This is a genomic window from Paenibacillus sp. PastF-3, from assembly GCF_029893135.1.
GTDB classification, from domain to species: Bacteria; Bacillota; Bacilli; order Paenibacillales; family Paenibacillaceae; genus Paenibacillus_AQ; species Paenibacillus_AQ nitricinens.
This window is the reverse complement of the sequence record NZ_JARXWM010000014.1, coordinates 80974-105857: the sequence shown is the minus strand read 5'-3', so window position 1 is coordinate 105857 and position 24884 is coordinate 80974. Positions and strand designations below refer to the sequence as shown.

Genomic DNA, 24884 nt, shown 5'->3' with positions numbered 1-24884 from the left:
TATATCCAAATTCGTAAATGTAAATAATGTCCCATCTGTTAGCTTTCTATATTGCTGGTATTTCAGAATAAAACTACTTTAGATGTAGTTGATACTCCTAGATCTTTGTTTGGATCTATTAATCATTTCATGTTAGTTCCCTCTGATAGCATCTTCCATACTCAAACATTCTTCATTAAGGAAGAATATACCTCCTTTTTGTCGAACTTTAGTCCCATAAGGGAGGATCTTTATGTAGTTATAACAACAAAACATCGTCAGCAAAGTCTGACGATGTTTTTAGCGTGTCGAATTTCCACTATTTTTATCGAATGTAAATAAATGTTGTTGTAATATCAGAGTTTATAAAAATAAAGTACTAGTCTGGGGATGTCGATGGATTCAAAATTATGCAATATATAGTAGAATTACTAAAACAATAGTTGATTTAAGAGGAATCCCATTCACCTTCCCTTGGCAAGTGAGTGAAAAAAAATAACGACAGCAATAGCCAAATTAGCAATGCCGCCGTAGTTAATCACTTTTCTTTTATAGCGATACTAAGCAGTCCTTCATATATTATAAAAAATACAAATGTATTGTCTTGATTGCATTCTCGCCGGTCTACTTCGGTCCACATTATTAATCATACGTATACTCAATCATCGAAACCACTATAAAATAAATTATCAAATTACTGAAATAAAGAGTAAATCAACATCATTTAAAAGAAGTGCACTATAAAATTAGAGTTATGAATGTTCCATCTACAATAACAGAATCTTCACAAAGAGTATTTAAATCCTATTCCAAGTGAAAAACTTTATTCGCCCCTCCGATCGAGTAGGGAAATTTGTGTCATTACTCCTAACAAGTAGGTGGTTTTGTGTCATTCTCTAATCGAGTAGGGAAATTTGTGTCACAAATTTTCGACACAAAGTTCCCTACCAAATACCAAAAAAAACCGTGAAATCAAGGTTTATATGGTAGGGTAATTTGTGTCAGTCTACAGTTGAAGATCAGTCTTTCTTAGCTTTGCATTTCTTTTTGAATTTTCCTTGCATAGATCATTGGCATTTCTGAGGTGACATTTGAAATCATCTGATGAACTTGAGCCATATTTAATCCTGCTTTCATCAATTTCAAACCGAAACGATGTTTGAAGCCATTGGCTGTAAAATGAAAAACATTTCCAGACTCGTCTGTGATATTTGCTCTTTCTGCAAATCTATCTAGACTCCTTAAAAAGGATAGTTGTAGAATTTGTTTTCCAACTCCCTTATTCCCTTTATAACGTATAAATAATAATTTATTAGGGTGATCTTTTCCCAGTAATTCTTTTACTTTATTCCTATATGTTTTCATTAACTCTGCGAGATCCTTTTGAATAGGTACCATTGGAAATTCATATCTGGAGTTTTTTCTACCAGACCGTACCCAGTATTGATCATTAATTTCTATCAAACAATCTTGATTCGAGTTTAAGATGTCAATTAAACGGAATCCAGATGCTTCCATTAATAAAAGGATAGTTGCATACTGATCATCAAGAAGGTCAAGGTTTGCCAAAATCTGTTCCCAAACATAATCGGACACATGCTTATAATCCTCATCATTCTTCGGTTTAAGTTTTGGGCGATCTTCTTGATAAATCAATTTTCTGATTGGTACCCCTGGTGCTTCTACCCACTCATATCGTTGCAGATAATAAAGGAAATTCTCTAATCCACCAATCATACGCCAAATGAAATAATCAGTGGGCTTCTTTACTCTATAATTTGAGGATTTGTTTCCTTTCATTGGTGAGTTTTTGAGACTTTCAAAGTATTCACAAATATCATTTCGTGTAAGAGACTTAAGATCTACCCAGTGTGGATTTTTTAGCACAATGAATTTTATGAAGGGAACTAACGTCATAACCTCACTTCGAGCAGTAGAGAACTTTATTGAATCTTGAACAAACAAGCGATGCTGTATATATTTTTTGATAAGCTCTCTAAATGTAATATCTATTTTCTCAAAAGTCAGAAAGTATTCTGCTCTTGTCGTATTAAAAGGTATCCCAAGATTACGAACATCCCAACGATCTTTTGCTATTTCTTCGCGATATATCTCCATATTGGCTTCGTCTTTATTATGACCATATCGATTCATTGATGCCAGGATTTTATTTTTTTTCATCAGGATTCTCCTTTGTATGTAACTCACTATAATTTTAGTTTCGCCACATACTGAACCACGTATACTTGCATTTTGCCTATTAATCGTCAAAACCATCATGATTTCCACCTGTTGCCCTGACTCTCGAGATTTTTCGTCAAACGTTGGATTTCCCAAACAAATTCTAAAAATGAATGACATTCATCAATATATTCTCCAAGCTTGTCACATTTTGAATCGTAATTAATCAAACAAACTCCATAAAAGTTCGATAATATCCATGGCTATTCGGTATTTGAGATAACGATTGTTCTCATATCCGTGAACCTCCTTCAATTCTTAGAAGTCATCATTGATACCTCACTATAATTTTAGTTTCGCCACATACTGGTCCACATATATTTGCATTCTTTTCTTTGCTTCCTGGTTTTCGAATGACATCATTGAAACAGCTAAAGGAATATAAGAACGCATTCTAATCTCTCTTTTATTCAAACGATTACATTCATTTTTATCATATTCTTGGTGATCTTGTCCAATTTGACGATTGCTTCCTGGAATGAAACGAATGATGATTTGTTCCTGATAGTCTCTTTCAATAGCAAACGCAAAGTTCATACCTTCCTGAATTATTTTTTTCAAAGCTTCTCCCCTAGGAACTCGTATATTACTAGAACCCTCTTCTGCGAAGTTAAACCAATTGATAAAGAGTTGACTATACAAATATGCTGAAGCTTTATTAATAATCCATTTCAGAGGTTTGGTATCAGTTATCATCTCACGGGCGAGAGTATCCTTAGCTGCTATATATAGTTGCTTTAATTCTTCTTTATACAAGGGGGAAATTGCGTTAAAGTCATTTTTTTCTCTCCCTGTATTATTCAGTCCTTTTAAATGTCCATAAAAATAAGGTGACCCAAGAATCGATTGTCTCCAGAATATATAGGAATAAGCAGAAGGACAAATAGACGGGAAATCTGCCCCCTCTTCTTTTAAAAGTAACTGCAAACGCCTTATACAAAGTTTATGTAGGCAGAGTGATTTTTGGATTTTTTTATCAATTGCTTTAAAAATAAATCGATTCTCTATGAAAATTTCCTCGAAAAGAACTGACTCATCCATTATATTTCCAACTTGCTTCATATTACTAATTATAAATTCTTCTGCGAACTCTTTCTTTTTTAGGTTGTTTAAAACGTCGAAATCAATATGACTTGGGATATAAATTATTGGATCATTATTTATATCTCGATCAGTTTTGTTGATCCAATCGTATACACGATGATCATTAATAGTTAAGTTCTTAATCCATTGGTCCCAGTGTAGATTTGAATATTTGTGGCCGCACTTACAAGTAAAAGCTTTGTCCATAACAGTATCACTCAATAAAAAAGGTATCTTTACTTTACAAACGGGACATTCCTCAGCAAGCTTTACACTATGTATAGGACAGTTCTTAAACAAAGTAAACTGATGTAACAGGCTATGATAACCATGATTTAGGCAACTAGGGCACCATCGTAAATGTGGAGCAAACCAAGTTTGACTATTCCCTAAGTTTGGTCCAAGTGGACGAAGCAGTTCGTTCATTGTATGGTTCGTATGTGTATGTAAATTCACATTTAGGTACTTTTCTAATATCTTCTCATCAAAGCCCTTTAGCGTTAACAAATCTCTGTAATGGTTTCCAACATGCATATTCTTGATTGATTTTACTTCATCATTTCCAACAACCTTAAGAATGGTATATCTATTGATGACATTAGCATAACTAAATTTTTCGAAAATGGACCAAGCCGATTCGTATGGCCTGATCCATTCCTTCCTCCATATAGCAACCATATCGTTCCTCCCTCCTATGCCAATGCCATAAACACTTCGGATTCTATATATCCCGAATTATTTATTGCCTCTTTCCAGTGGTTAGTTGTCAACCATTCAACTTCTCTTCCTGTTGCTCCATTAAGCTTTAGTGCATTCTCTATGGAAAATATAAAATACTCCATAGGAATCTCCATTTTTTTGGATAAACCATGTTCCTTACGAATATCTTTAAAAATGTCAAAAACCTCTTTAGCACATTGTTTCAGTCGATATCCTTTACTAAATGCTTCAGGAAAAAAATAGCGAGTGTAGGTGTACCCGCTATTTTCTGGGTATTCCGATACTTCGTCGTAGCACATTAGGCAATGCTCAACTTCTTTCAAAGTGCGTATGCCAAAAAACTCATGCTCATTTGTCATAAATCGCCCAATGATTTGAGATTTTTTTGTTTCAAGGAAATATGTTCTTCGATCTATCAGCTCAGACTGACCAACACATATAACCGTCATACTGATTTTTTCACTATCCAAATCATTATAGATATCAATTAGCCAGTTATATTGAAGTTCAGTCAATCTTTGAGCTTCATCAATAACAAGCATAACCCTCCGAAGTTTTGATCTCTCTCCTTGCTCCAACATTAAATTAACAATTTGTTGTCGCATAGCGGTCGGACTTCGTTTCGCAGGGAATGAGAACTTAAAATCACTAAGGATGTCTCCAAAAAACTTTTCTTCAGTCGGTACTCGATAACTTTTGCACCTTGTTCTCAATATAGGAAAGTTCTCTCCTATCTGCGTTGGCAGATAATTTAATGCAAACTCAACAGATTTCGTTTTACCAATTCGTGGCCTTCCGTAGACAATCATTCCTGGTAAACGATTCATCACAACTCTTGTCAATCTTTCCATTAACCGTTTTACCTCCATAGTAGGAAGGATGTATCCGCCCATTTCAACTGGATGTGTACCCAGAGGCAGTTTTGGTCTTTCCATTTTTAGGCCTCCTAAAAATTGAAATGTAAGTAGGTTATTTAGAATTAATGGTCTTGTAATTTGCAAGAAACTCTTCCATCTTACCGGATTGTTGATCTTGGTTATCTCTTACGGTTTTTCTTGCTTTGTCCAGTGCTTCATTCACTTTAACTGCATGTTGTAATGCTGCATCCCGTTCTGAGACACCGTCCATAAAAGGAAAGGAATCTTTGATTACCTCTTCAAGTTGGGTTACCTTGTTGGCACTCTTCTTATTACCGCTCTTGGCTAAATTCATATTGTAACTGTAGTAAACAAAAATCGGATCATCCCACTGTGTAAGATGAATTAATCGGCGTATTACCAAGCGATTGATCGCCTTTCTAGTCTGTAAGGTGTGAGGTGAAATGGACCATTTCCCCGCTGCAGTAAGATATCCGATTTCACTACCATCAGAATGAAAAGCACGAATGGTACGAAGATCATCGACATTTACATGAAGGGAAATTTCTGAACCTATCAAGTGAGCGCTCTGTGAAAGACGATCACTTCGATATTCCACACCCTCAAATTGAATGTAAGGTCTCTTCCCTGATTTTAAGGAACCTCTTACCGTTCTTTTTATTGTGGTTTGAAGAAACAATAACCCGCTGCGGTTATTTTCATCAAGCTGTCGTGGAATCATTCCGTTCGCAAGCCGTTTACCTAATAACTCCAATGGCGATTGATGGTATATGCCACCATGAGGCGTTCCATTGTAATTAGAAATCAGTACATCGACCAGTTCTTTCAAATGTTCAAAGGTGATGTGATACTTTATCGCCATTTTCTCTGGATCGGTTCTTCTTGGATCTTTAGGATGACTTCCGCTAGTATTTGGTAGTCGATGAATCCCTGATTCCTCTAAGGTTTGAAAGAATCGTTCGATAATACCTCTTCTCATAGGTAAATCCACAGGACCTAGATTGGTTGTACATCCGAGCAATTGCCGTAATCGATCTTTTACTAAGCTAGCTAAATGAGACTTGGCATTATCAAAACAAATCACATCAAACACAGCCCATTGGGCCTCAGGGAAAATTTCAGATGGATATCCTCCATCACCATTATAGGTAAGGCCATCAATAGTGAGTTGTGGACGTACATGGGGCATAATGGCATCTCGAATGCACATCATAACATCACTCGCACTATATTCTTTATTTAAAGAAATGTATTTCCCTAGGACATTTCGTGTCGCGACATCAATTATCGTTAAAATCCAGAATCGTTCCAGGATTAATACAACAGTCTCCCCTTCAGGTGTCACTAACTCAACCGAGAAAACACCATCAATTCGATGTGCATCAAATTGAACTTGTTGATAAGGAGTACGGGTAATTGGATGATTTTGTTCCCCTCTACCACTATTTCTGGCTTTTTGTTCAGCATCATGACCATATCTCGAAGCTGCCTTACCAAAGTAATCTTGCCCCAATCGACGGAGGTAACGATATAGTGCACGGCTCCCTAGACGGTCTGTATTAAATGGATATTGACTTAATGGAATCATTTTCTCTTTGCATGCCTCTACAAATTTTTTGTGAATATGTAAGGGCTTCATAGCCGGTTCGAGTGACCTTCTTTTCCGGCCAAGGTACAAATCGTCGATCAATTCCTTAATATCAGGATATTTTTCAAGCAACAACTTAAATTCACCAGATTTTCGAGACGAATTTTGTTTTCGATCCATCATGTTTAAAGCATAGTTCTTTGTAGTTTTGTTTGGTATTAATGCTCGGAAACCCCAAGCTTCACCATTTGGGTCACGAGAGATACATCTAGTGATTATGCGACGTAAATTTCGAGGACTGACTTTCGTGATTTCATAAATCTTCATCTGGCTTGCTTCTCTTTTGAAATACAGCATTACAGCCTCTTTACGCTGTTGATAAATTAATAGATCATCTGCTTCCAAGGACGATTCATCGACTGTAGGCCAAAATTCAGGATTAATCTGATCAGTAAGAAGACCTTCCTTTTCAATCATTCGCATCGGTTTCAGCCCTCCATATCTCCGTACTCAAGCTCCAAAGTTGGTCATTAATATTCGTGAGAGTTTTACCTGTATAGGTTAACCAGTAACATGCAGCCATGACGTCGCCTAAGTTGTATTTCCCATTCATGTGCTCATGTAGAGAACCGATTGTTTGCTTAAACCTGGAGATATTTTTTAAAATATCTTCCGTTTTTTCTTTTGAATGTTGAGCTTTAACAGCTGAGAGCATCTTTAGTCGGTTTTCTAAACCTATTGGATGAACACGGATTATCTTATCAGTCATCAGTTTATGAGCTACACCTTCCTGTTCACACCATTCTTTCTGTGCCTGGATTTGTCGCATATTCCGTGTGTAATTAGGATGTGTAGGAACTAATTCATTTTCATATTTAACTTCAGTATATTCTTCCTCACCATTCGTATATTTGATCCACATATCAAAGATTGAAGTGTGTAACTTTCCATCGATTACAAAACTTATTTCTTTATGTTGTTCACAATAAATTTCTACCAGAGGATTAGTCTCCACTAGTAACCAATGATCAAACTCTAGGTCACTATAGAGAATGACTTCCCGCATCTCTACTTTAGGACCTTCAGAATTCCAATAATTATTACCGTATCTTTTGTTCCGAGGCACAGTTATAGGCACTCTCATATTTAACCCCCTTCTACGTTATTCTGAATATCCTTATTCCCTATAGTTTGGATTCCAAACCCACCACATAAATGTTTTTAGAAATATACTAATTAATTCTCTCTTTGGAAATACTATAGTTAGTAGATTAAGAGAGGAGTTAAAATAATGAATGAAGACTATTGGTACAAAATAATTGGGGGCAATATTCGTTCAAGTCGGGTGACACGTGGCATCACACAAAAAGATCTTGGTTTAAAACTTAATATTTCTAGACCATCAATTGCCAATATCGAGGCTGGGCGACAAAGAATTCAAGTCCACTTTTTATTTCAACTTGCAGAAGCATTAGACACTTCGATTCAAGACTTAATCAACATTTCATAATTTCTTTTTTGACTCTTTCAATCTCTTTTTCAAAGAATTAATCGCATCATGATATAGTTGTTTCATCTCAGGGTTAACATTCCTTGAGGGTTCAATAATGTTTGCATAGGTTATTGAATCAATGTCAAACAACATAATTTCTGTCAAGTCACAAGGGTTGAAAAAAATCGGTATTTCCCACTGACCCTCTATTTGAGCGGTTTTAAACCAATGGAATTTTAACATTGTAGCGTTGGTATAAATCTTCCCGTTAAACTCTAATCCATTCTTCGAGACAGTGGCTAGTCCCAATATAATTGTTAAATTCAATTTACTCATCACCCTCACCTCTTTTGCATTTTACCCATTGCTCTCCAAAACATCAGCTTGAAAGGAATGGTCTTCATTTTCCCTATCTAGTTGATGTACTCAATAATCACTATAACCATTTAACATAAAATAATACGTATACATATCATTTTAATATTATGATATGTATATATACGTGTATCCCATCAGCTCCATTGTTTACACTTACATATAGAGGTGTAATCATGGAAACTTCAATAATCCAGAAAATTGGACAACGAATCCGAGATATTCGAAAGCAAAAAGGATTGTCGCAAGAGCAACTTGCTGAGAAGGCTGGCTTTCACTTTTCATATATTGGTGGAGTTGAAAGAGCTGAAAAAAACATAACATTAGTAAATTTACTGAAAATCGCCGATGCTCTTGAAGTTCAGATTATTGATTTGTTCGTATATACTAAACATCAAAGGTCCGTTTTAAATGAGAAGGACGCTTTGTTAAATCAATTAATGGACACGCTAGTATCTTTGAAAAAGAGTGATCTACGGAAGGTTCATGTATTGCTAAATGAATTTTTCGAAAAATGAACGATATCAATAAAACAAATAAACCGCAATCCTATAAATGGAGAAGCGGTTTATTTGTTTAATTAATGGGAATGACTTTTTACTAGCAACTTTAGGAGGTGCTCCCATGCATACGATATGGAAAGGTGCTATCAGTTTTGGATTAGTTCACATACCGGTTAAATTATATGCTGCCACGGAGGAGAAAGAGATTGCTCTTCATCTTCTCCACAAAAGCTGCCATGGCACAATCAAAAACCAGCGTTATTGCCCCACATGTCAAAGCTCAGTTGAACCGGAAGATCTAATTAAAGGCTATCCACTTGATACAAATCAATATGTAACATTCGAAAAAAATGAGCTAGATCAAATTCAAGAAGATGCTAGCAAGCAGATACGGATTATTGATTTTGTGAAGGAAGAACAAGTGGATTTAATGTTTACTCAGAAGGTTTATTTTCTTGGACCTGATAATCACGGGAGTAATGCATACTATTTACTTCTTAAGGCCCTTGAGGCATCGAAAAGACTGGCGATCGCCAAATTCACGCTTCGTTCTAGCACAAAATTATGTATACTGAAACCTATTGATGGAACTTGTATTCAATTGGCCACCATGTACTACGCGAATGAAATTAGACCATCTGAGAATGTTCCCAACATCCCCAACAACATTTCAGTCGATCCCAATCAGTTGAAGTTAGCCTTACAGATCGTTAAGGGCATGTCAGGGACTTCAGATTTAGCTTCTTATACCAATCCGGAGCAAGAAAGATTACTGGCCGCTATCCAGTCTAAAATTGCCGGCCAAAACATTGTTTTGAAGCCCGTTCAAGAAACTAATGTTGTCGTTGATCTATTAGAAGCGCTTCAAGAAAGCGTTAAAATGAACAAAGGAAAGAAAAAGGTAGCATCAACTAAGGAAAGTGGACGCGGTACCCCTAAAGAAAAGTTAGGATAGCGACTACAAACTAAAAAATACAAATAGCTAAGAACTTGCCTAGATCGCGATGTTCTTAGCTATTTACATGTCTTCCTTGTTCCTCGGGAACATTGGAGAAAGTGAATAAATGTTGCTTCATTAATCTTCCCTTTTTGTATAAGAGGGTAGCTCTTTCACTAAGCATGAAAAGAAGGCAAATCGCTTCCTATGCGTCATTTACCTGTAATAAACTATCTCCACTTCCATCTCGTAAGCCCAAACTTCGTATTCATTCGTTGATTGATGGATTTATCTCCATCCGATGTATGGGTTAAGAAGGTGGGAAATGAGTTAGGAAAGCTGTAGCCGAAGTCTCCATTGGTCAAATCATGATCGTCAAACCAGGAGAGAAAATTCCATTGGATGGCGAAGTCGTTTCCAGGGATTCCAGTGTGAACCAAGCCCCCCATTACTGGAAAATCCTTGCCCGTGAAAAAGCGACCGAGCGGATTCCCTTCCGTTAAGGGTTCATGTTTTATCAAAAGCGATAACATGCAAAGCTCCAGCAATCTCTAGGAATGCTCCACCTTTGATTAGAATCATTGCGGGCTGCGTTGCTAATGGGCATGAGCGGTGTTCAATCGGCTCGCGTTATCTACAGCACAGCTGTCCAATGACACAATGTTGCCTACATAAATGACACAAAGTTACCTACATTGTTATCAATTACATCAGAATATCGTCTTCCTTCTCTTTTCGTAAGAATTGTTGCTGAATAGATGACAAGCGACTAACTCTTGTCAAGGCTCCGAATGAATGTAGTGACATTGCCCAAACAACAGGCTCCTTGGGGATTATTGACCTCACATCCACAACGATTAGCTTGAACTTGTTCTCGTATATGGTCAATTGGATGCTGATTTTCCTGAACAGCTTGTATTAAGCGTTCTCTTGTCCATCCAAAGCAGTAGCAAACAGGTACATCCAATGCATCGTCTTTTTGGAATACCGATACTTTGAGCATATCTTTGCCAAAGGTCTGCACATCGCTAAAATATACAACTTCACAAGATGAATTAGTGCAAAAAGAGTAAGGTAATTCAGGGTTGATGGTTTCTAATGCGGTTGGTTGAAGCATAGCCTTGAGTGTAATCAATTGAATACTTTTACCCTTTTGATGACAAGTAGGACATTGTAAAGGTGTTGTTGGCTTCTCAACGGATGTTTGACAACAGTTATCCATTTTTTATCACTCCCACTATAAATTAATATTTTCTCTTGTTTGCTCATTCGTTCTTAGATTTTCAGCCATTGACTTGTTGAGAGATGGAGAAGTCATGTAAGGATGACAATATTTTCTGGTGAAGCCGGTGGCGGGAATAGAGATTGGGGAACTTTGTCCCCAGCCCATGGATACTTCCTGTGATCGCACTTTGGATATCCACACCTTCTTTTGACGGCTTACCCTCTGACTTGCTTTTTTTCTTTCCGGAACTGTTCTCTTTGAGGTTCAGTCCGGCCAGCCGAATAATCTGCTGTCTATACTCGTAACCGCTTAGATCCCCCACTTCCGCAAGAAATCCCGCCAACGTAACTACAGCCACGCCGGCACGGTAAGCATCTCCCCAGTGCCCGGAATTTGTCACAGTAAACGCTCAACTTCAGCCAGAATCTCTTCGAGCTGTCTGGCGAGGGTGTTTGGAAACGACTTTAAAGGTTCTTCACTTGAATTTGTGATGGAAGCGATATGCAAACAAAAGCAAGTTTTCAAAGGAGCAGCTCACGCTTTTTATTGGAAACCAAAGCTTGGAATCCCCGATATTTATGAAAATGATGAACATCAACTTGCGTTTGGACATTTTTTAAAACAGATTTCTCAGACCCATGAAGAAAAAGATATCCTTGATGAGATTAACCACTTGGACAATCTAGGTATTAAAGGTTTAGGTCCCGCATCAGCTAACATCTTATATTTCCTTCACCCCACCTTGTTTCCACCCTTCAATACAGCGATTTTAAACGGCTATAACCTTCTATTTGGCCGTAACATCAAATTAGGTTCATGGTCTGCATATTTGGATATGCGGCAAGACCTAATTCAATTGAACCAAAGCTATCGCTCACTTCTCTCTATAGATCTGGGGGCTGTTGCCGGTTTAATGTTTCATATAGGATCAGACCGACATAAACTCAATTCTTAGTTAAGAAATTAATTAGATTTTGATAATCAGCAAAAGAGATAGCTCATAAGCACAAGTCGCTTAGGGCTATCTCTTTATTTGCTATTTGGTAAGGCTTAAAAGTTGTTTTTCCAGCCGTTCGTTCTCCACCGTTAACTCATTAAAATCTTGATGAAGTGTCCAATCCATCATAGATTGGTTTGACCGAGAGTCAGTACCATGGCTTCCTTTCATTCCAATCATCATATATATCATCATCAGCGGACAAATCAACAACAGCAATAAAGACCAATCCATTTGTATTCCTCCTATTTAAGTTGTTTTCTTTTTATATTTATATTCTAGTAAACTTATATGTGGATATAATGTTGAAAGAATGTGCATTCTATGTATTTATTGATAATCAAAAAAATGACCCACTCACTGTTCTTAAGGGAAGGATATGACTAATAATTATAGATTACATAAACTGATAGTTTCCTTTAGCTCGTCAACAGATTTCAGGATAGACTCGGAGGCTTTATTGATGATGTTAAGAGAATGCACTTGCGATTCCGATCAAATGAAGCTAGGAACACAAGCAGAAACTCTCCTGCAATTAGATGGACACGAGTAAACAAATAGCACGAGAAAGACTCCTAACTGCCGCTACTGGGGCGGCGGCATTGTGTACTTCTACATTAAATTCTCTGATCGTTTGAGGATCGGTGTTCATTTGGAAAGAATGAGCTCTTCTTTCGATGTCTTCAAAAATAGCTTGGTAATGATTAGCTTCATTGATCAATTGAGTATCTTCGCATCTGAAGCCTAATCGAAGGAACAAAGAGTGTTCTTTCATAATTCGCGACCAAAAACGAATTTCATCTAGTGACCGGGCCACAAAGGCGTCTGACAAATAAATCCCTCCACCCATTCTGTTAATAACTAATGTTACTTACACAACCCCTAAGATTTACTCATTTCCAAAAATATATGGCGCTTGCTTGTTCCATTATGCTCAAGATTATTTGTCTTTTTTCTTTTTTGTCTTGTATTTGTTCTCTACGAATTTTGAACATTTTGGGCGTATTAACCATAATATGGTGGGAACACATTCAAAGGAGGCTAAAGAGTATGTATCCTTATTGGGGATTTAGATATTCCACACAAGGTATACCTTATATTATTCCAAATCAAGTACCAACTTTTCTAACAAGACGGGTTGTTACTATGGGAACAACATGTTGTATGGACCAGAATGGCTATCATTAGTATTATTTTTAATTTACCTGACACCGATTTTGTTTTAACACGTCTCCTCCAAAACGCACCGATATGGGGAATTCACTCAAACCCTTCTATGGAGACAGTACAGCGAAAACATACAGTAATCTGATCAAAGAGCACTTAACAATCGCTGCGGATCTTGTAAAAGCAGCAAAGGCTGGCGATAAAAAATCCGCGGCAGATGCAGAGAAAAGATGGTACTCTAACGCAGACGAGATCGTGGAATTTCTAAGCCGCATTAATCCATATTTATCGAAAGAAGAATTCAGGAAAATGTTCTATGAACATCTGGCATTAACTAAATCAGAAGCGCTGTCGATTCTGAATCAAGATTACAAGTCTGGTATTCAGGTGTTTGACAAAATTGAGAGGGAAGCCTTAGAAATGGCGGATGCAATTACTGACGGAGTGATAAAACAATTTCCACAATTGTTTTGAAATGATAAGATACTATCCCGGCAAAAAGCCTTCAATTCTTTCTCCTCTTAGGAGAGGAAAAAATGAGGGCTTTTTTTGGGCCAATTAATGTATTAGATTACGGTAATTTTAAATCGGAATCGGCAGTGGGCTAACCTATTTGAATTTTAATTATATACCTGAGGTGTTTCTGCTGAACCATAACGCCGCGAAGCTGGCGGGATTGCCTGTACGGAAGTTGCTGAATACTGTATTCAAGCAAAGAAAAGCTACTCCATCACATCTATCCTTGCTGGCATAGAGCGTACCGGAAATCATTAGACAGGGTAATTGTAACAGAGTATGCACTACCGGGGAGAATCGGAGCCTAAATTAAGTAGCATAATTTAACGTCAAAGTTAAATTTACCAGCATTTTAATCACAGCGGGTCATCAGTCACATCATAAGGATAAGGATGATCTACCCCACCTTTACTCCAAAAGTCCAAATTCATTCATTTAAAATACTATTCTGAACACCATTTTATCTGCTCCGCTCTATTCTTCTCATGTAGGATGATTAACTGATTCAACACGAATATCCGCTGAACAATATCTTGCCGCTAAGCCATTATGCGTCGCGAGAATTAATAACACCTTTATGAAACCCTTTTTCGATTCCTGACGATACAATACTCTCCATCGCCTCACATACTACTTCACATGGCCACAATCCATTTTCCCCAACGGGAGTCTTGGAGAGTAATTGGCCAATACTCTGATCGCCACTCTCAGCACGAGCGAACTGGCGGCATAGGCGACGAACTTCAGAAATCCACTTATCAAGCGCGACAGCATCGATTTTTCCATTTTCATCAGTTCCAGGAATCTTAGTTATCTGATCGAGTAGGTGACGAGCAGCTGAAGCCATGACTGCCCGCTGTTCGGGGTTACACTAACTGCTGTTATAGCATTTCCAATTTGGAGTGAAACCGTAGGTGTTCTTATCAGTAGTGGAAGTATGCTGGAAGAAAAGTTAGCTATGGCCCTGGCATTACTAATAGTTTCGTTCTCTATAACATTTTTAATTTCTTCAGTAAAGATAGCACTTGAATCAATTCTATTGATGCACTCAAGTGTTTGTTAATTGACACAAACCTCCTTCGAACGCACTCAAAGGAAAGTACGCTCACTCGTAGCAAATGGAACTTTCCAACCATGACTTCAAATCCTTGCTTCTTTGCCTCAGTTTCGCTATGTCAAACGGATGCAATTTCGGGAATAGTTTGTGTAAACTCATAAAATTCTTATATATGGAATTTATTCAACAAGGAAGTGGCTAAAGATGCTCGTTTTCAATTTCTTTTTGAATTTCCTTGATAATTGAGTTTTATTTTTATTGACATAAAGAGATCATAAAAGTTATCATATCCCTTAATGAGAATGAGAATGAGAATGAGAATCATTATAATTTCAGGGGGATGTTTTGGTATGATGAATATTGGTATGATGAATAGAAAGTTTTTAGTTCCATTGCTTACAGGAATCTTGACTGTCGGACTGTTGGCAGGCTGCGGCGCCAACAAGACCAATGAAACAAGCGCCGTTAACTCGGGGGAGAACCAGCCAACTGCAACTGCACAGGCTGCTGAGCAAGTAGTAAATGTTTATTCCGCTCGCAGTTATGACGTAGACGCCCTGCTGTATGAAAAATTCACTGCGGAAAGCGGAATCAAAGTAAATCTTATCGATGGCAAAGCAGAGGAATTGATTGAGCGTCTTAAGCGTGAAGGAGAAAGCACACAGGCTGACTTGTTCCTTACCGTTGACGGAGGCGTATTGAACAATGCCAAGCAGTCCGGATTGCTTCAGCCGGTAACTTCGGAAACCATCGATCAAAACGTACCTCAAGAACTTCGTGATCCCGACAATGAGTGGATCGGACTTTCCACACGCGCCCGTGTGATTGTATACGCTAAGGATCGGGTTAAACCCGAACAACTGTCCACCTACGAGGATCTGACAAACCCTGCTTGGAAAGGTAAAGTACTTGTCCGTCCTTCCTCAAGCTTGTATAACCAGTCCCTTCTGTCGTCATTCATTGAACTGAACGGAGAGGTGAACGCTGAAGAGTGGTCCAAAGGACTTGTTGCCAACTTGGCCCGTACTCCTGAAGGAAACGACCGTGACCAGGCGAAAGCTATCGTTGCCGGTGTGGGCGATGTTGCGATTATGAATACTTACTATGTAGGTCTGCTGCTGAACTCGGATGATCCTGAAGAAGTGAAGGTCGGGCAAAACATCGGTGTATTCTTCCCGAACCAGGAAACAACAGGCGCTCATGTAAATATCAGCGGCGCAGGAGTAATCAAACACAGCAAGAATACGGAAAATGCCTTGAAGCTCATTGAATTCCTGACCGGCGTAGAAGCGCAGACCATGGTTACCAATGAAAACTATGAGTTCCCGGTAAATGCAAAAACAGAGCTGCCTGAACTGCTCAAAACCTGGGGAACTTTCAAAGCGCAGCAAATCGATTTCAACAAACTGGGCGTTCACAATGCCAAGGCGATTGAGATCATGAACAAAACAGGCTGGAAATAACATATGCATCTAAACGCAGTTAAGGTAAAGTTAAAAAGACGCCTTAGCGTTTGGCGGATCGTAAGCTTAGCGGGGGCAGCAGTCATTTTGCTGCCCATTTTTTTCGTATTCCTCTCGATCTTTGATCCGCCGAACGAAAACTGGGTGCAAATCAGGCAGTATCTGGTCAAGGATTATATTTCCCAGACGGTTCAGCTGACAATGACGGTTGCCGTACTTACAGGACTGCTCGGTGTCACGCTAGCCTGGCTAGTAGCGGTGTTTGATTTTCCGGGGAAACGGTTCTTCAGGTGGGCACTGGTCCTGCCTTTGGCGATTCCTCCTTATATTGCCGCATTTACGTACAGCACGATGTTCAGCTACACCGGTGTTGTCCAGACCACTCTTCGGAACCGGCTCGGGATCGTCCCCGATCAGGAACTTATTACGTTTTCTTCAATGCGGGGCGCGGTTATTGTATTCACCTTGTTTCTGTTCCCTTACGTATACCTGATCACCAAATCGTTCCTGGAAAAACAGAGCGCTTCTTATATTGAGAACGCCCGGCTGCTTGGAAGAAATGGCTGGTCCATTTATATCCGTATCGCCCTTCCATTATCCCGGCCGGCCATTGCAGGTAGCGTCAGTCTGGTCATGTTCGAGGTGCTGAGCGATTACGGAGTCACCAGCTATTTCGGAATACAGACCGTGTCTACGGCAATTTTTCAGACCTGGTTCGGGATGTACGATGCCGATTCGGCCATGCGCCTTGCCGCCTGGCTGATGATTATTGTGCTAGGCCTGTTCTTTGTCGAAATGCTGCTTCGCAAACGGCGGGCTTACAGCTCTACAACCAGCAAATCGAGACCGCTTGTGCCAAGACGACTTACCGGATTGCCGGGAATATCGGCAGCCGTGTTTTGTATGATTGTCTGGTGTGCATCTTTCCTGTTTCCGCTTCTTCAATTGATCGAATGGGCCAGTTGGACCTTCGACACCATGTGGAATGGGGACTTTGTCCATCTTGTCTATCAGACCTTGTCCGTGGCTGCTGTTTCCACACTGATTATTATGGTGTTTGCGCTGATTGTAGCCGCTGCGAATCGTTCGCGTTCTACAGCTTCATTTTTTCTCTCCAAAGCGGTAACCGCCGGCTACTCCATTCCTGGAGCGATTATTGCCATCGGCGTGCTGGTCGTGTTCCTGCAGTTGGATAAAGGTTGGGCCGCTGTTCATCATCAGTTTGCATTAAACGGAACACCTCTGGTGCTCAGTTTAACCCTGGCCATGCTGGTTATGGGCTATGTGATCCGGTTTATGGCTACAGGATTCAATGCTGTGGAAGTCGGATTTGAGAAAACGGGACAGAAATTTACGGAAGCATCCAGGATGCTGGGGCTTGGGATGACGAAAACATTTATTAAAGTGGATCTGCCTTTGATCAAGGGGGCGGTAATGAGCGGTTGTATCTTAACCTTTGTGGAAATCTGCAAGGAACTTCCGCTTGCTTTGATACTCAGACCTTTCAATTTCGAGACCCTGGCTACAAAAGCTTACCGGTACGCGAACGACGAACAAATTTTCGAAGCATCCATCCCGTCTCTGCTTATTATCTTCATCAGCTTCATCTCGGTTTATGTAATGCATCGCTTAGACAGGAAGTGGGAAAAATGAGTATTGTAGAAATCCATAATCTTTCGTTCTCTTACGGACGGGGGATTCCCCCGGTTATCGAACGGTTCTCCTGCTCCATTGAAAAAGGGGATATTGTCGGCATTGTCGGCGCAAGCGGCAACGGAAAAAGCACGCTGCTGCGGCTGATCGCGGGCCTGGAGATTCCGGCTGGAGGGGAAATCCGGATTAACGGCGCTCCTGTGGTCAATGAAAGTACCTTTGTACAGCCGGAGCAACGGGGTGTCGGGATGGTATTCCAGGATTACGCGCTTTTTCCTCATATGAATGTCCGGAAAAATATCGAGTTCGCCCTTCACCGGCTTCCGAGAAAAGAGCGGGCCAAGCGTCTGGAGGAAATGCTTGACCTTGTCCAGCTTGGCGAATTCAAGGAACGTTATCCCCATGAGCTCAGCGGCGGGCAGCAGCAACGGGTGGCGCTCGCTCGGGCGCTGGCGCAGAAGCCGACGATTCTGCTGATGGACGAACCTTTCAGCAACCTCGATGCGGGGCTAAAGGAATCGATCCGTTCCGAGCTGCGGACGATCTTAAAGAAAGCGGAGATGACCTGCCTGTTTGTTACCCATGACCGGCAGGACGTCGAAGCAATAAGTGACCGCTCGATACATCTAAGATCAGAGCCAGATTTAACTGAGCGGAAATTAGTTTTTTATTCATAAAACATTCGCAACATTCAATGGCCTGTATTTACCCTGCATACACTACCATCGTCGCTTATTTACGACTTTTTCAAAAAAAATGTTTACGGTAATAGGAACAAGCTCTTGTCCATTCTTGGCAATGGGTACAAGTTCTTGTCCCGAGCAAAGGACAAGAACTTGTACCCATAAAATCAGGACCACCCGTCCAACGGGTGGTTTGCTCTTGGGGTATAACCCCCTGTTGCCAAACTGCGCCTAAAGACGCTAGCCTGACCACACATTTGTTCAGGCTCAGTGTAATTTATCATTTTCACTTACCCGTTAAACGGGCTTATTTCTTTTTGTTCCTTTTGTCACTGAATGGATCTTCGTATTCTTTTACACTCAATTTATCTATGGCTTGGTCATGTGCTTCTTGTTCACGAATGTATTTGGCTACGGTGGCTTCATTTAAACCCACGGTGCTTACATAGTACTCTTCCGCCCAAAATTTTCGATTCCCATACTTATAATTTAGCCCAGCATGCTTCTCAAAGATCATGAGCGAACTTTTCCCCTTCAGATATCCCATGAACGTGGACACGGCGATCTTTCGGCGGTATCGCTACCAGCATGTGTACGTGATCTGGCATCATGTGAGTGACCCTCTATGATCTCGACCCCTTGTATTTACATAAACGCTTGAAGATTTCGATCAAATCTTTCCTCACTTGATTATATATTTCTTTCCGTCTATACTTCGGGGTGAACACGATATGGTATTTGCATATCCACTTCGTGTGAGCTAGACTATAGCTCTTGATTGCCATCTATGACCATTCCTTTCCTTTGAGCCTGAACATCTCAATTCTATCGGAATGGTCTTGGTGGTCAAACCCTCGTTCCCTCCACCCGCATAGCGGGTGGTTTTTTGTTTCGTGCGTTTCACGCACTCAACTGGCTTAAGCCATAATAAAAAATCCGCGCCCTGCGCGGATTTCAAAAGGTATATGTTCTTGTCCTCTTACAACATTTGGTTATCATATCTTCGATATCTTCAGCTGCTATGTGATCGATCTAAACTGCAGGATCATTCGTCGTAAGGTATACTAACTCCTTGGCTAAATCAACAAAATTCCCTCCCTAATCGAGAGGATTAGATGTTATGAATTTGCAAAATGCAACGATACGAATGTTTCATATCCTTATGGTGAACAACACACTTTTGATTTAGCCATAGAATCATTAAGCAACTGAATAGAACGAATAACAGTTTGGCGCTCAAACTCATTCATATGCGAAAATACTTCCGTTAAATATGAATTCATTTGTTGATCAATCGTTTCAGCAATAAACTTTCCTTCAACAGTTAGGGAAAGGACATAGATACGACGATCACTAGGATCTGGTGTCTTTTGTACAAGCTTCATTTTAACTAAAGTTTGGATCTGACGGCTAAATGTTGTAATATCTGTTCCAAGTGTATCGGCTACTTGTTGTATGTTAGGATTATGCTGTTTATCTATTTCATATAGGATGTGGCTCTGTATGGGAGAGATATCAATTCCACCCGCTGTACAGCATACTTTATTCAATACTCCGAATCTCCGAGTCATAATCTGAAACATATCCCGCAAATTTTCCAAGTGACTTACCTCCTGTCCTTTCCCTTAGTTATACTTTATTTATTTGCATTATGCAAGTATTACATAATGGAATTTAACAGCAGCTAGATCCTTCATTCAGTATCACTAAATTCCCTTCATCTAAGTCTAAAATAATGTTGTTTAAAATAGTAACTCTCTCTGGCTCTATCACAACTTGAATATCATTAATGGTTTGAATATGATCCTCTATTTTCGCATCATCCAATGCAAGGTTTACATTTGGGTCACAACATCCTGAACTTGTTTGGGATATACGAAGGATCTTTCCTTCATTATCTTTCATGATGTTCTCAATGAATACTTTAGCACTATCCGAAATCTTCATATTCTCTTCCTCCAGGTCATTTTTAGTTTGTTACTAATTGTTTGAGTGCTTGATAACCAATAATCTCTTGATTATGCAATGGAATAACAACGAAATTTCCATCGGATGTGTCTTTCACGCGCTGAATCCATAGTTGTTCTCCCAATGCTCTTGTGTGAAGAATTGGATCTTGGGTATGAGTCATGATCATACTCTGGTTCACAACCCACCACTTTGGTGTAATTCCAGCACGTTGTAGATCCACAGACAGTCGTTCCGCCTCATAAACCGGTGTTGTCTCTGCAAGAGTTACAATGACAATACTTGTTTCTTGTTCATTCCGTAATCGAGGTAATAAGTTTTGAACAGATACAGGGACTTCACCTGAAGAATTTGCAATTTCTTTATGGTAAGATTCCGTAGCATCGAGTAGCAGTAGTGTATGACCTGATGGAGCTGTGTCTATCACGACAATCTCATTGTCCGCACGCTCGACAATATTAGCAAAAGCACGAAATACAGCAATTTCTTCGGTACACGGAGAATTTAGTTCTTCTTCTGCGTAAGCAACACCTTGTTCATCCATAGTTTCACGTGCTCTGTTTAAGACTTCCTCTCTGTATTTTTCAACTTCTTCTTTTTGATCAATTTTACTCATCGAGATGAGTGTCTTAATATCTTCATGCATGACATAATCAAGATGAGCAGCTGGATCCGTTGTTGTTAGATGAACCTTTTTGCCGCGTTCTGCTAATCCAACAGCAATTGCACTCGCCACAGTTGTCTTGCCAACGCCCCCTTTACCCATCGTGAAAACTACTCTTTGATTACGCTCTATAATATCATCAAGAATTGTAGTCAGATGAGGATAATTCACATCCGTTAGTTCTGAGATTTGATCTGGGATGCTTTGCGTTTCGTCGAAAAGTTTGCGCACATTTTCTACACCTGTAATATTAAATGGCACTAGTGGGACAGCCCATGTAGCAAGTGTCTTTAATGCTTCAGGAATGCGGTTTAGAGCTTCTTCTTGACGTGTAGCGAAAGCGGCTGCCGTAGCATCGGATAACATAGGATGATTCAATAACCCGTTAATGATAAGCATTTGGTTACGAATTCCCGTGTCAGCTAACTCTTTTGAAGCACGAGCTGCTTCTTGTAGTGGCGCAGTATCTGCTCTAGTGACAAGCACTAACGACGTTTGCATGGGATCAGATAATACCTTCACCGTTTGTTCGTATACGTCTTTCCGTTCGTTTAACCCAGCGAGTAATCCCATACTTGTGGTTCCTTCTGTACTATCCTCTAAGAACTCATTCCATGCATTGGGTAGTTGAAGCAATCTTAAAGTGTGTCCAGTTGGTGCTGTATCAAAAACAATATGATCGAATTCAGCCTGGATTTTCTTATCCGTTAACAGTGTAGAAAATTCATTAAACGATGCGATTTCTACCGTACATGATCCGGAAAGTTGTTCCTCCATTTGTTGAATGACCACATCAGGGAGCTTTCCACGATAGGGACCAACTACGCTTTCTCTATATTCTTGAGCCGCTTGATCAGGATCCAAATTTGCAACATAAAGATTCTGCACTTCCGGTATTTCCTTGTAATGCATATCTAATTTCGTATTAAATACATCTTGTAAATTGGACGCGGGATCTGTGCTTACCAATAGAACTTTCTTTCCTTGATCTGCTAAAGATATAGCTGTTGCACATGCTGTTGAAGTTTTACCAACTCCACCTTTACCAGTGAAAAATAAATAAGGTGTAATATCAATTTTATTAACATCAAATAATGGAATCATCTGTAGTACCTCCCAGGTTGTTTTAATTATTGGATCTTTTTTAGAAGATTGTTGCTTTTAATTGCGTATGCTACAATAGTACCGGACATTTGTTTGTACAGGGTAAAGAACAATGGGATGCGTTTTGTTATGGAGATTTTAGCGATTTTCCGAAGACGGAAGTGTTTGTATTAAACGGAATGGGAAATATCGTTATCGCCAACGATACTTGTACGTGTAAGGAAGCCAGATTTACACCTATTCGCACATTCAAAACTGTATAAGGAGTGATAAAAAATGGATAGCTGTTGTCAAACATCCACAGAAAAACCAACAATACCTTCTCAATGCCCTGGTTGTCACCAAAAAGGCAAAAGCATTCAAACGATTACGCTCAAAGCATTGCTTCAACCAACAGCGTTAGAAACTATTCACGCTGAATCGACTTACTCTTTTTGCTCTAATTCATCTTGCGAAGTTGTTTATTTTAGCTATGATCAGACCTTTGACAAAGATATGCTCAAAGTATCGGTGTTCCAAAAAGACGATGCGCTGGATGTCCCTGTTTGCTACTGCTTTGGATGGACAAGAGAACGTTTAATAAAAGCTGTTCAAGAAAATCAGTATCCAATTAAACATATACGAGAGCAAGTTCAAGCTAATCGTTGTGGATGTGAGATTAATAACCCACAAGGTGCCTGTTGTTTGGGCAATGTCACTACATTCATTCGGAATCTTGACAAGAGTTAATTTGAATATTCACCGTTTGTTTTTTTAATATCTCTTCGACGGAAATATTGAGCCATTCTGAAAGCTCTTCATTAGATGGGAAATCTTGAGTTTTTACGACTTCCCCATTAACTATTGTGATAGGTAAATTGTTCAAATCAGCATCCATTAGCGTCTTTACTTGTTCATTAGAATTAAATACTTCTGTATGGCTTAGTAAACTATATCTGTTAATGTCATAACCTTTTACAAATAAATTATTAGCAGCTGCAGAGAAACGAATGGAATTCATTTTAGCTTTAGGATCTGTAACGTTGGTTGAACAACATCCCCCTGAATCAAACACATCGATTTTTTTCATGGTAGTGGTCTCCTTTTTCGATTCAAATCAAATGATGTAACGGTAAATCCCAAATAACTAATTCTCATCTGCAGGACAACACCCCTTATCTTCGGGTTCATTACAACATGTTTCTTCATTTTCGATATTCACTTTTCGTTGAACCTTAGCATCTGGACAACAAATTTCATCTGTAAACTTAACTGAGTCATTATTCATTACCTCTCACCTCCTTACAATGGCACGGAATATTATTTGCGTTATGCAAATATATAAAATGAAAAATATACATGATTATCCTACCAATCGACTGAAATAACATAAAAATCGGGCGTTTTATTATCAACTGTTGTTTTCATTATATTATAATTATTTGCAAAATGCAAATATAAAATTAATCAACTCCATTCATCCCAATACATCCATGTATTATTCAAAACTGACTGTATTTGATTAGTTCAGGAGTTATGGTTTTCGAAGGAACCGTGTAATATGTTGTACAACATATTTAGCATCTGCTCCTACACCTCGTATCGTAGCTGACGCAAATGACCGCTGATTCGCTAATCCTACATAATACAGTCCCGGAACTTCTGTGCTCACACCGGCAACATGCTGTGGTCTGCCATCCATAGCAAGCGCACCAGTCTGATGAAGAAACGGAATATTAGGACGATAGCCCGTGGCAAATATCACACTGTCGACGGGTTCCTTATCTCCATTCGCCCAAATGACACCTTCAGGATAAAAACCTGAGAACATTTGTTTTTGATTCGGATTGCCGTTGTCTATTTTCTTACGGTATCCACCAAGGTCGAATACAGAAACGGGACTCGGAGGTTCCTTACCGATTCGATAGAATGGAAATGTATCAACTCCAGTCATTTTCAACCAGAAATGAAGATCAAGCCCTAGAAATCGTTGACGAGTAAATTTGACTGGATGTTGAACAGCTAAAGATACGGTGGCATAATCGGCCAGTTCTACTGCGATTTGAACGCCCGAGTTTCCCCGTCCCACAACGATAACACGCTGCTCGCGAAACGGTTCAGGTCGTTTATATTCGGACGAATGAAGAAGGTTTCCTTGAAAAGACTCAGTTCCAGGAAGATTAGGAATATATGGACGATGAAAAGAACCCGATGCGCTAATAGTCGATTTGGTTCGATATCTCTTGCCATTTAAAGTTATGATATCAAAGCCGCCGTTGACAGCTTCGACTCGTTCCACTTTGCTATTTAACATTAATGGAAGTTTGAACTTCTCAGCGTATACACGTAGATAGGAGATGACCTCATCACGTAACGGGTACTCGTTTGAATCTTTTGGGAAAGCGAAACCTGGTAATGACGAATATCGTGCAGGAGAAAACAACTTAAGGCTATCATAATATTGTGGCCAAGCCCCCCCCGGCTGATCACCGGCTTCCAAGATCATGAAATCCAGTCCAGCCTTTTGCAAATGATAACCGGATGCGAGACCCGCCTGCCCACCACCAATGACAATGGTATCTACAACTTTGGACATTGTTGTTCATCCTTTC

Annotated in this window: 24 protein-coding genes and 4 pseudogenes; 9 read left to right on the top strand and 19 right to left on the bottom strand. The window is 39.5% G+C overall.

What is annotated here, in order from left to right:
* Positions 1-1008: 1008 nt before the first annotated feature.
* The 5 genes from M2444_RS24190 to M2444_RS24170 form a co-directional block, all read right to left on the bottom strand.
* A complete protein-coding gene (locus tag M2444_RS24190; RefSeq protein ID WP_179281707.1) occupies positions 1009-2160 on the bottom strand; it encodes a tyrosine-type recombinase/integrase in 1152 nt (383 codons plus the stop codon).
* A gap of 342 nt (positions 2161-2502) precedes the next feature.
* The gene (locus tag M2444_RS24185) at positions 2503-3981 is read right to left on the bottom strand and encodes a TniQ family protein (protein WP_094873095.1); all 1479 of its coding nucleotides are present in this window, start codon (positions 3979-3981) and stop codon (positions 2503-2505) included.
* Between the two features lie 14 nt (positions 3982-3995).
* A complete protein-coding gene (locus tag M2444_RS24180; RefSeq protein WP_094873097.1) occupies positions 3996-4958 on the bottom strand; it encodes an AAA family ATPase in 963 nt (320 codons plus the stop codon).
* 34 nt (positions 4959-4992) lie between these two features.
* Positions 4993-6972, bottom strand: a complete 1980-nt coding sequence (locus M2444_RS24175; protein WP_094873098.1) for a hypothetical protein — start codon at positions 6970-6972, stop codon at positions 4993-4995.
* Complete coding sequence (locus tag M2444_RS24170) at positions 6959-7633, bottom strand: TnsA endonuclease N-terminal domain-containing protein (RefSeq protein WP_094873100.1); 675 nt, start codon at positions 7631-7633, stop codon at positions 6959-6961. Before M2444_RS24170 ends, M2444_RS24175 begins: the two co-directional genes overlap by 14 nt.
* A gap of 147 nt (positions 7634-7780) precedes the next feature.
* Here M2444_RS24170 and M2444_RS24165 point away from each other — a divergent pair, with 147 nt between their 5' ends.
* Entirely contained in the window at positions 7781-7999 is a 219-nt protein-coding gene (locus M2444_RS24165; RefSeq protein ID WP_094873101.1) for a helix-turn-helix domain-containing protein, read from the top strand.
* On the opposite strand, the gene M2444_RS24160 is transcribed toward M2444_RS24165, so the two are convergent.
* Positions 7994-8317: a hypothetical protein gene (locus M2444_RS24160; RefSeq protein ID WP_094873103.1), complete on the bottom strand. Its 324-nt coding sequence runs from the start codon at positions 8315-8317 to the stop codon at positions 7994-7996. The two genes, M2444_RS24165 and M2444_RS24160, sit on opposite strands and share 6 nt — an antisense overlap.
* Before the next feature lie 215 nt (positions 8318-8532).
* On the opposite strand from M2444_RS24160, the gene M2444_RS24155 reads away from it, so the two are divergent.
* Positions 8533-8874, top strand: coding sequence for a helix-turn-helix domain-containing protein (locus M2444_RS24155; protein WP_094873104.1), 342 nt, complete (start codon positions 8533-8535; stop codon positions 8872-8874).
* A gap of 106 nt (positions 8875-8980) precedes the next feature.
* Positions 8981-9814 carry a non-homologous end joining protein Ku gene (gene ku, locus M2444_RS24150; RefSeq protein ID WP_179281708.1) on the top strand — a complete coding sequence of 278 codons (834 nt, stop codon included), beginning with the start codon at positions 8981-8983 and terminating at the stop codon, positions 9812-9814.
* A gap of 212 nt (positions 9815-10026) precedes the next feature.
* On the opposite strand, the gene M2444_RS33625 is transcribed toward ku, so the two are convergent.
* The 3 genes and pseudogenes from M2444_RS33625 to M2444_RS33620 all read right to left on the bottom strand — a co-directional run.
* Positions 10027-10329, bottom strand: a complete 303-nt coding sequence (locus tag M2444_RS33625; protein ID WP_280788238.1) for a hypothetical protein — start codon at positions 10327-10329, stop codon at positions 10027-10029.
* 236 nt (positions 10330-10565) lie between these two features.
* Entirely contained in the window at positions 10566-11018 is a 453-nt protein-coding gene (locus tag M2444_RS24140) for a putative iron-sulfur cluster-binding metallochaperone (protein WP_094873107.1), read from the bottom strand.
* 226 nt (positions 11019-11244) lie between these two features.
* Positions 11245-11465, bottom strand: a pseudogene (locus M2444_RS33620) (transposase); the annotation flags it as partial.
* Positions 11466-11469: 4 nt separating this feature from the next.
* Here M2444_RS33620 and M2444_RS24130 point away from each other — a divergent pair.
* Positions 11470-11976, top strand: coding sequence for a hypothetical protein (locus M2444_RS24130; protein WP_256989973.1), 507 nt, complete (start codon positions 11470-11472; stop codon positions 11974-11976).
* 81 nt (positions 11977-12057) lie between these two features.
* On the opposite strand, the gene M2444_RS24125 is transcribed toward M2444_RS24130, so the two are convergent.
* Together M2444_RS24125 and M2444_RS24120 are read right to left on the bottom strand one after the other, a co-directional pair.
* Entirely contained in the window at positions 12058-12252 is a 195-nt protein-coding gene (locus tag M2444_RS24125; RefSeq protein WP_094873110.1) for a DUF2933 domain-containing protein, read from the bottom strand.
* Positions 12253-12592: 340 nt separating this feature from the next.
* Positions 12593-12868: pseudogene (locus M2444_RS24120) on the bottom strand (DUF2935 domain-containing protein); the annotation flags it as partial.
* A 294-nt stretch (positions 12869-13162) separates the two neighbouring features.
* Here M2444_RS24120 and M2444_RS24115 point away from each other — a divergent pair.
* Positions 13163-13659 (top strand): annotated as a pseudogene (locus M2444_RS24115) (acetylglutamate kinase); the annotation flags it as partial.
* A 589-nt stretch (positions 13660-14248) separates the two neighbouring features.
* On the opposite strand, the gene M2444_RS24110 reads toward M2444_RS24115, so the two are convergent.
* Complete coding sequence (locus M2444_RS24110) at positions 14249-14548, bottom strand: hypothetical protein (protein WP_094873112.1); 300 nt, start codon at positions 14546-14548, stop codon at positions 14249-14251.
* A 575-nt stretch (positions 14549-15123) separates the two neighbouring features.
* Here M2444_RS24110 and M2444_RS24105 point away from each other — a divergent pair.
* Genes M2444_RS24105 through M2444_RS24095 form a run of 3 tightly spaced genes read left to right on the top strand, consistent with a single transcriptional unit; the run spans position 15124 to position 18551 of the window.
* Positions 15124-16221, top strand: a complete 1098-nt coding sequence (locus M2444_RS24105; protein WP_094873149.1) for a Fe(3+) ABC transporter substrate-binding protein — start codon at positions 15124-15126, stop codon at positions 16219-16221.
* Between the two features lie 3 nt (positions 16222-16224).
* Positions 16225-17874: an ABC transporter permease gene (locus M2444_RS24100; protein ID WP_094873114.1), complete on the top strand. Its 1650-nt coding sequence runs from the start codon at positions 16225-16227 to the stop codon at positions 17872-17874.
* Positions 17871-18551 carry an ABC transporter ATP-binding protein gene (locus M2444_RS24095; protein WP_038592528.1) on the top strand — a complete coding sequence of 227 codons (681 nt, stop codon included), beginning with the start codon at positions 17871-17873 and terminating at the stop codon, positions 18549-18551. The genes M2444_RS24100 and M2444_RS24095 overlap by 4 nt, the downstream gene beginning before the upstream one ends.
* 313 nt (positions 18552-18864) lie before the next feature.
* Here the strand turns inward: M2444_RS24095 and tnpA are convergent.
* The 4 genes and pseudogenes from tnpA to arsA all read right to left on the bottom strand — a co-directional run bounded on the left by tnpA (position 18865) and on the right by arsA (position 22293).
* Positions 18865-19342, bottom strand: a pseudogene (gene tnpA / locus M2444_RS24090) (IS200/IS605 family transposase).
* A 375-nt stretch (positions 19343-19717) separates the two neighbouring features.
* A complete protein-coding gene (locus tag M2444_RS24085; protein WP_094873115.1) occupies positions 19718-20158 on the bottom strand; it encodes a MarR family winged helix-turn-helix transcriptional regulator in 441 nt (146 codons plus the stop codon).
* Between the two features lie 73 nt (positions 20159-20231).
* On the bottom strand, positions 20232-20504 hold the full coding sequence (locus tag M2444_RS24080; RefSeq protein ID WP_094873117.1) for a hypothetical protein: 273 nt from the start codon (positions 20502-20504) through the stop codon (positions 20232-20234).
* A 22-nt stretch (positions 20505-20526) separates the two neighbouring features.
* Positions 20527-22293 (bottom strand): arsenical pump-driving ATPase, encoded by a 1767-nt coding sequence (gene arsA / locus M2444_RS24075; RefSeq protein ID WP_094878796.1) that lies wholly within the window; start codon positions 22291-22293, stop codon positions 20527-20529.
* Positions 22294-22569: 276 nt separating this feature from the next.
* On the opposite strand from arsA, the gene M2444_RS24070 reads away from it, so the two are divergent.
* Positions 22570-23022: a putative iron-sulfur cluster-binding metallochaperone gene (locus M2444_RS24070; RefSeq protein ID WP_094873120.1), complete on the top strand. Its 453-nt coding sequence runs from the start codon at positions 22570-22572 to the stop codon at positions 23020-23022.
* On the opposite strand, the gene M2444_RS24065 is transcribed toward M2444_RS24070, so the two are convergent.
* The 3 genes from M2444_RS24065 to M2444_RS24055 all read right to left on the bottom strand — a co-directional run bounded on the left by M2444_RS24065 (position 22997) and on the right by M2444_RS24055 (position 24868).
* Entirely contained in the window at positions 22997-23362 is a 366-nt protein-coding gene (locus M2444_RS24065) for an arsenic metallochaperone ArsD family protein (protein ID WP_094873122.1), read from the bottom strand. The genes M2444_RS24070 and M2444_RS24065 overlap by 26 nt on opposite strands.
* 57 nt (positions 23363-23419) lie before the next feature.
* Positions 23420-23560 carry a hypothetical protein gene (locus M2444_RS24060; RefSeq protein WP_179281709.1) on the bottom strand — a complete coding sequence of 47 codons (141 nt, stop codon included), beginning with the start codon at positions 23558-23560 and terminating at the stop codon, positions 23420-23422.
* A 246-nt stretch (positions 23561-23806) separates the two neighbouring features.
* A complete protein-coding gene (locus M2444_RS24055; RefSeq protein WP_094873123.1) occupies positions 23807-24868 on the bottom strand; it encodes an FAD-dependent oxidoreductase in 1062 nt (353 codons plus the stop codon).
* Positions 24869-24884: the final 16 nt, after the last annotated feature.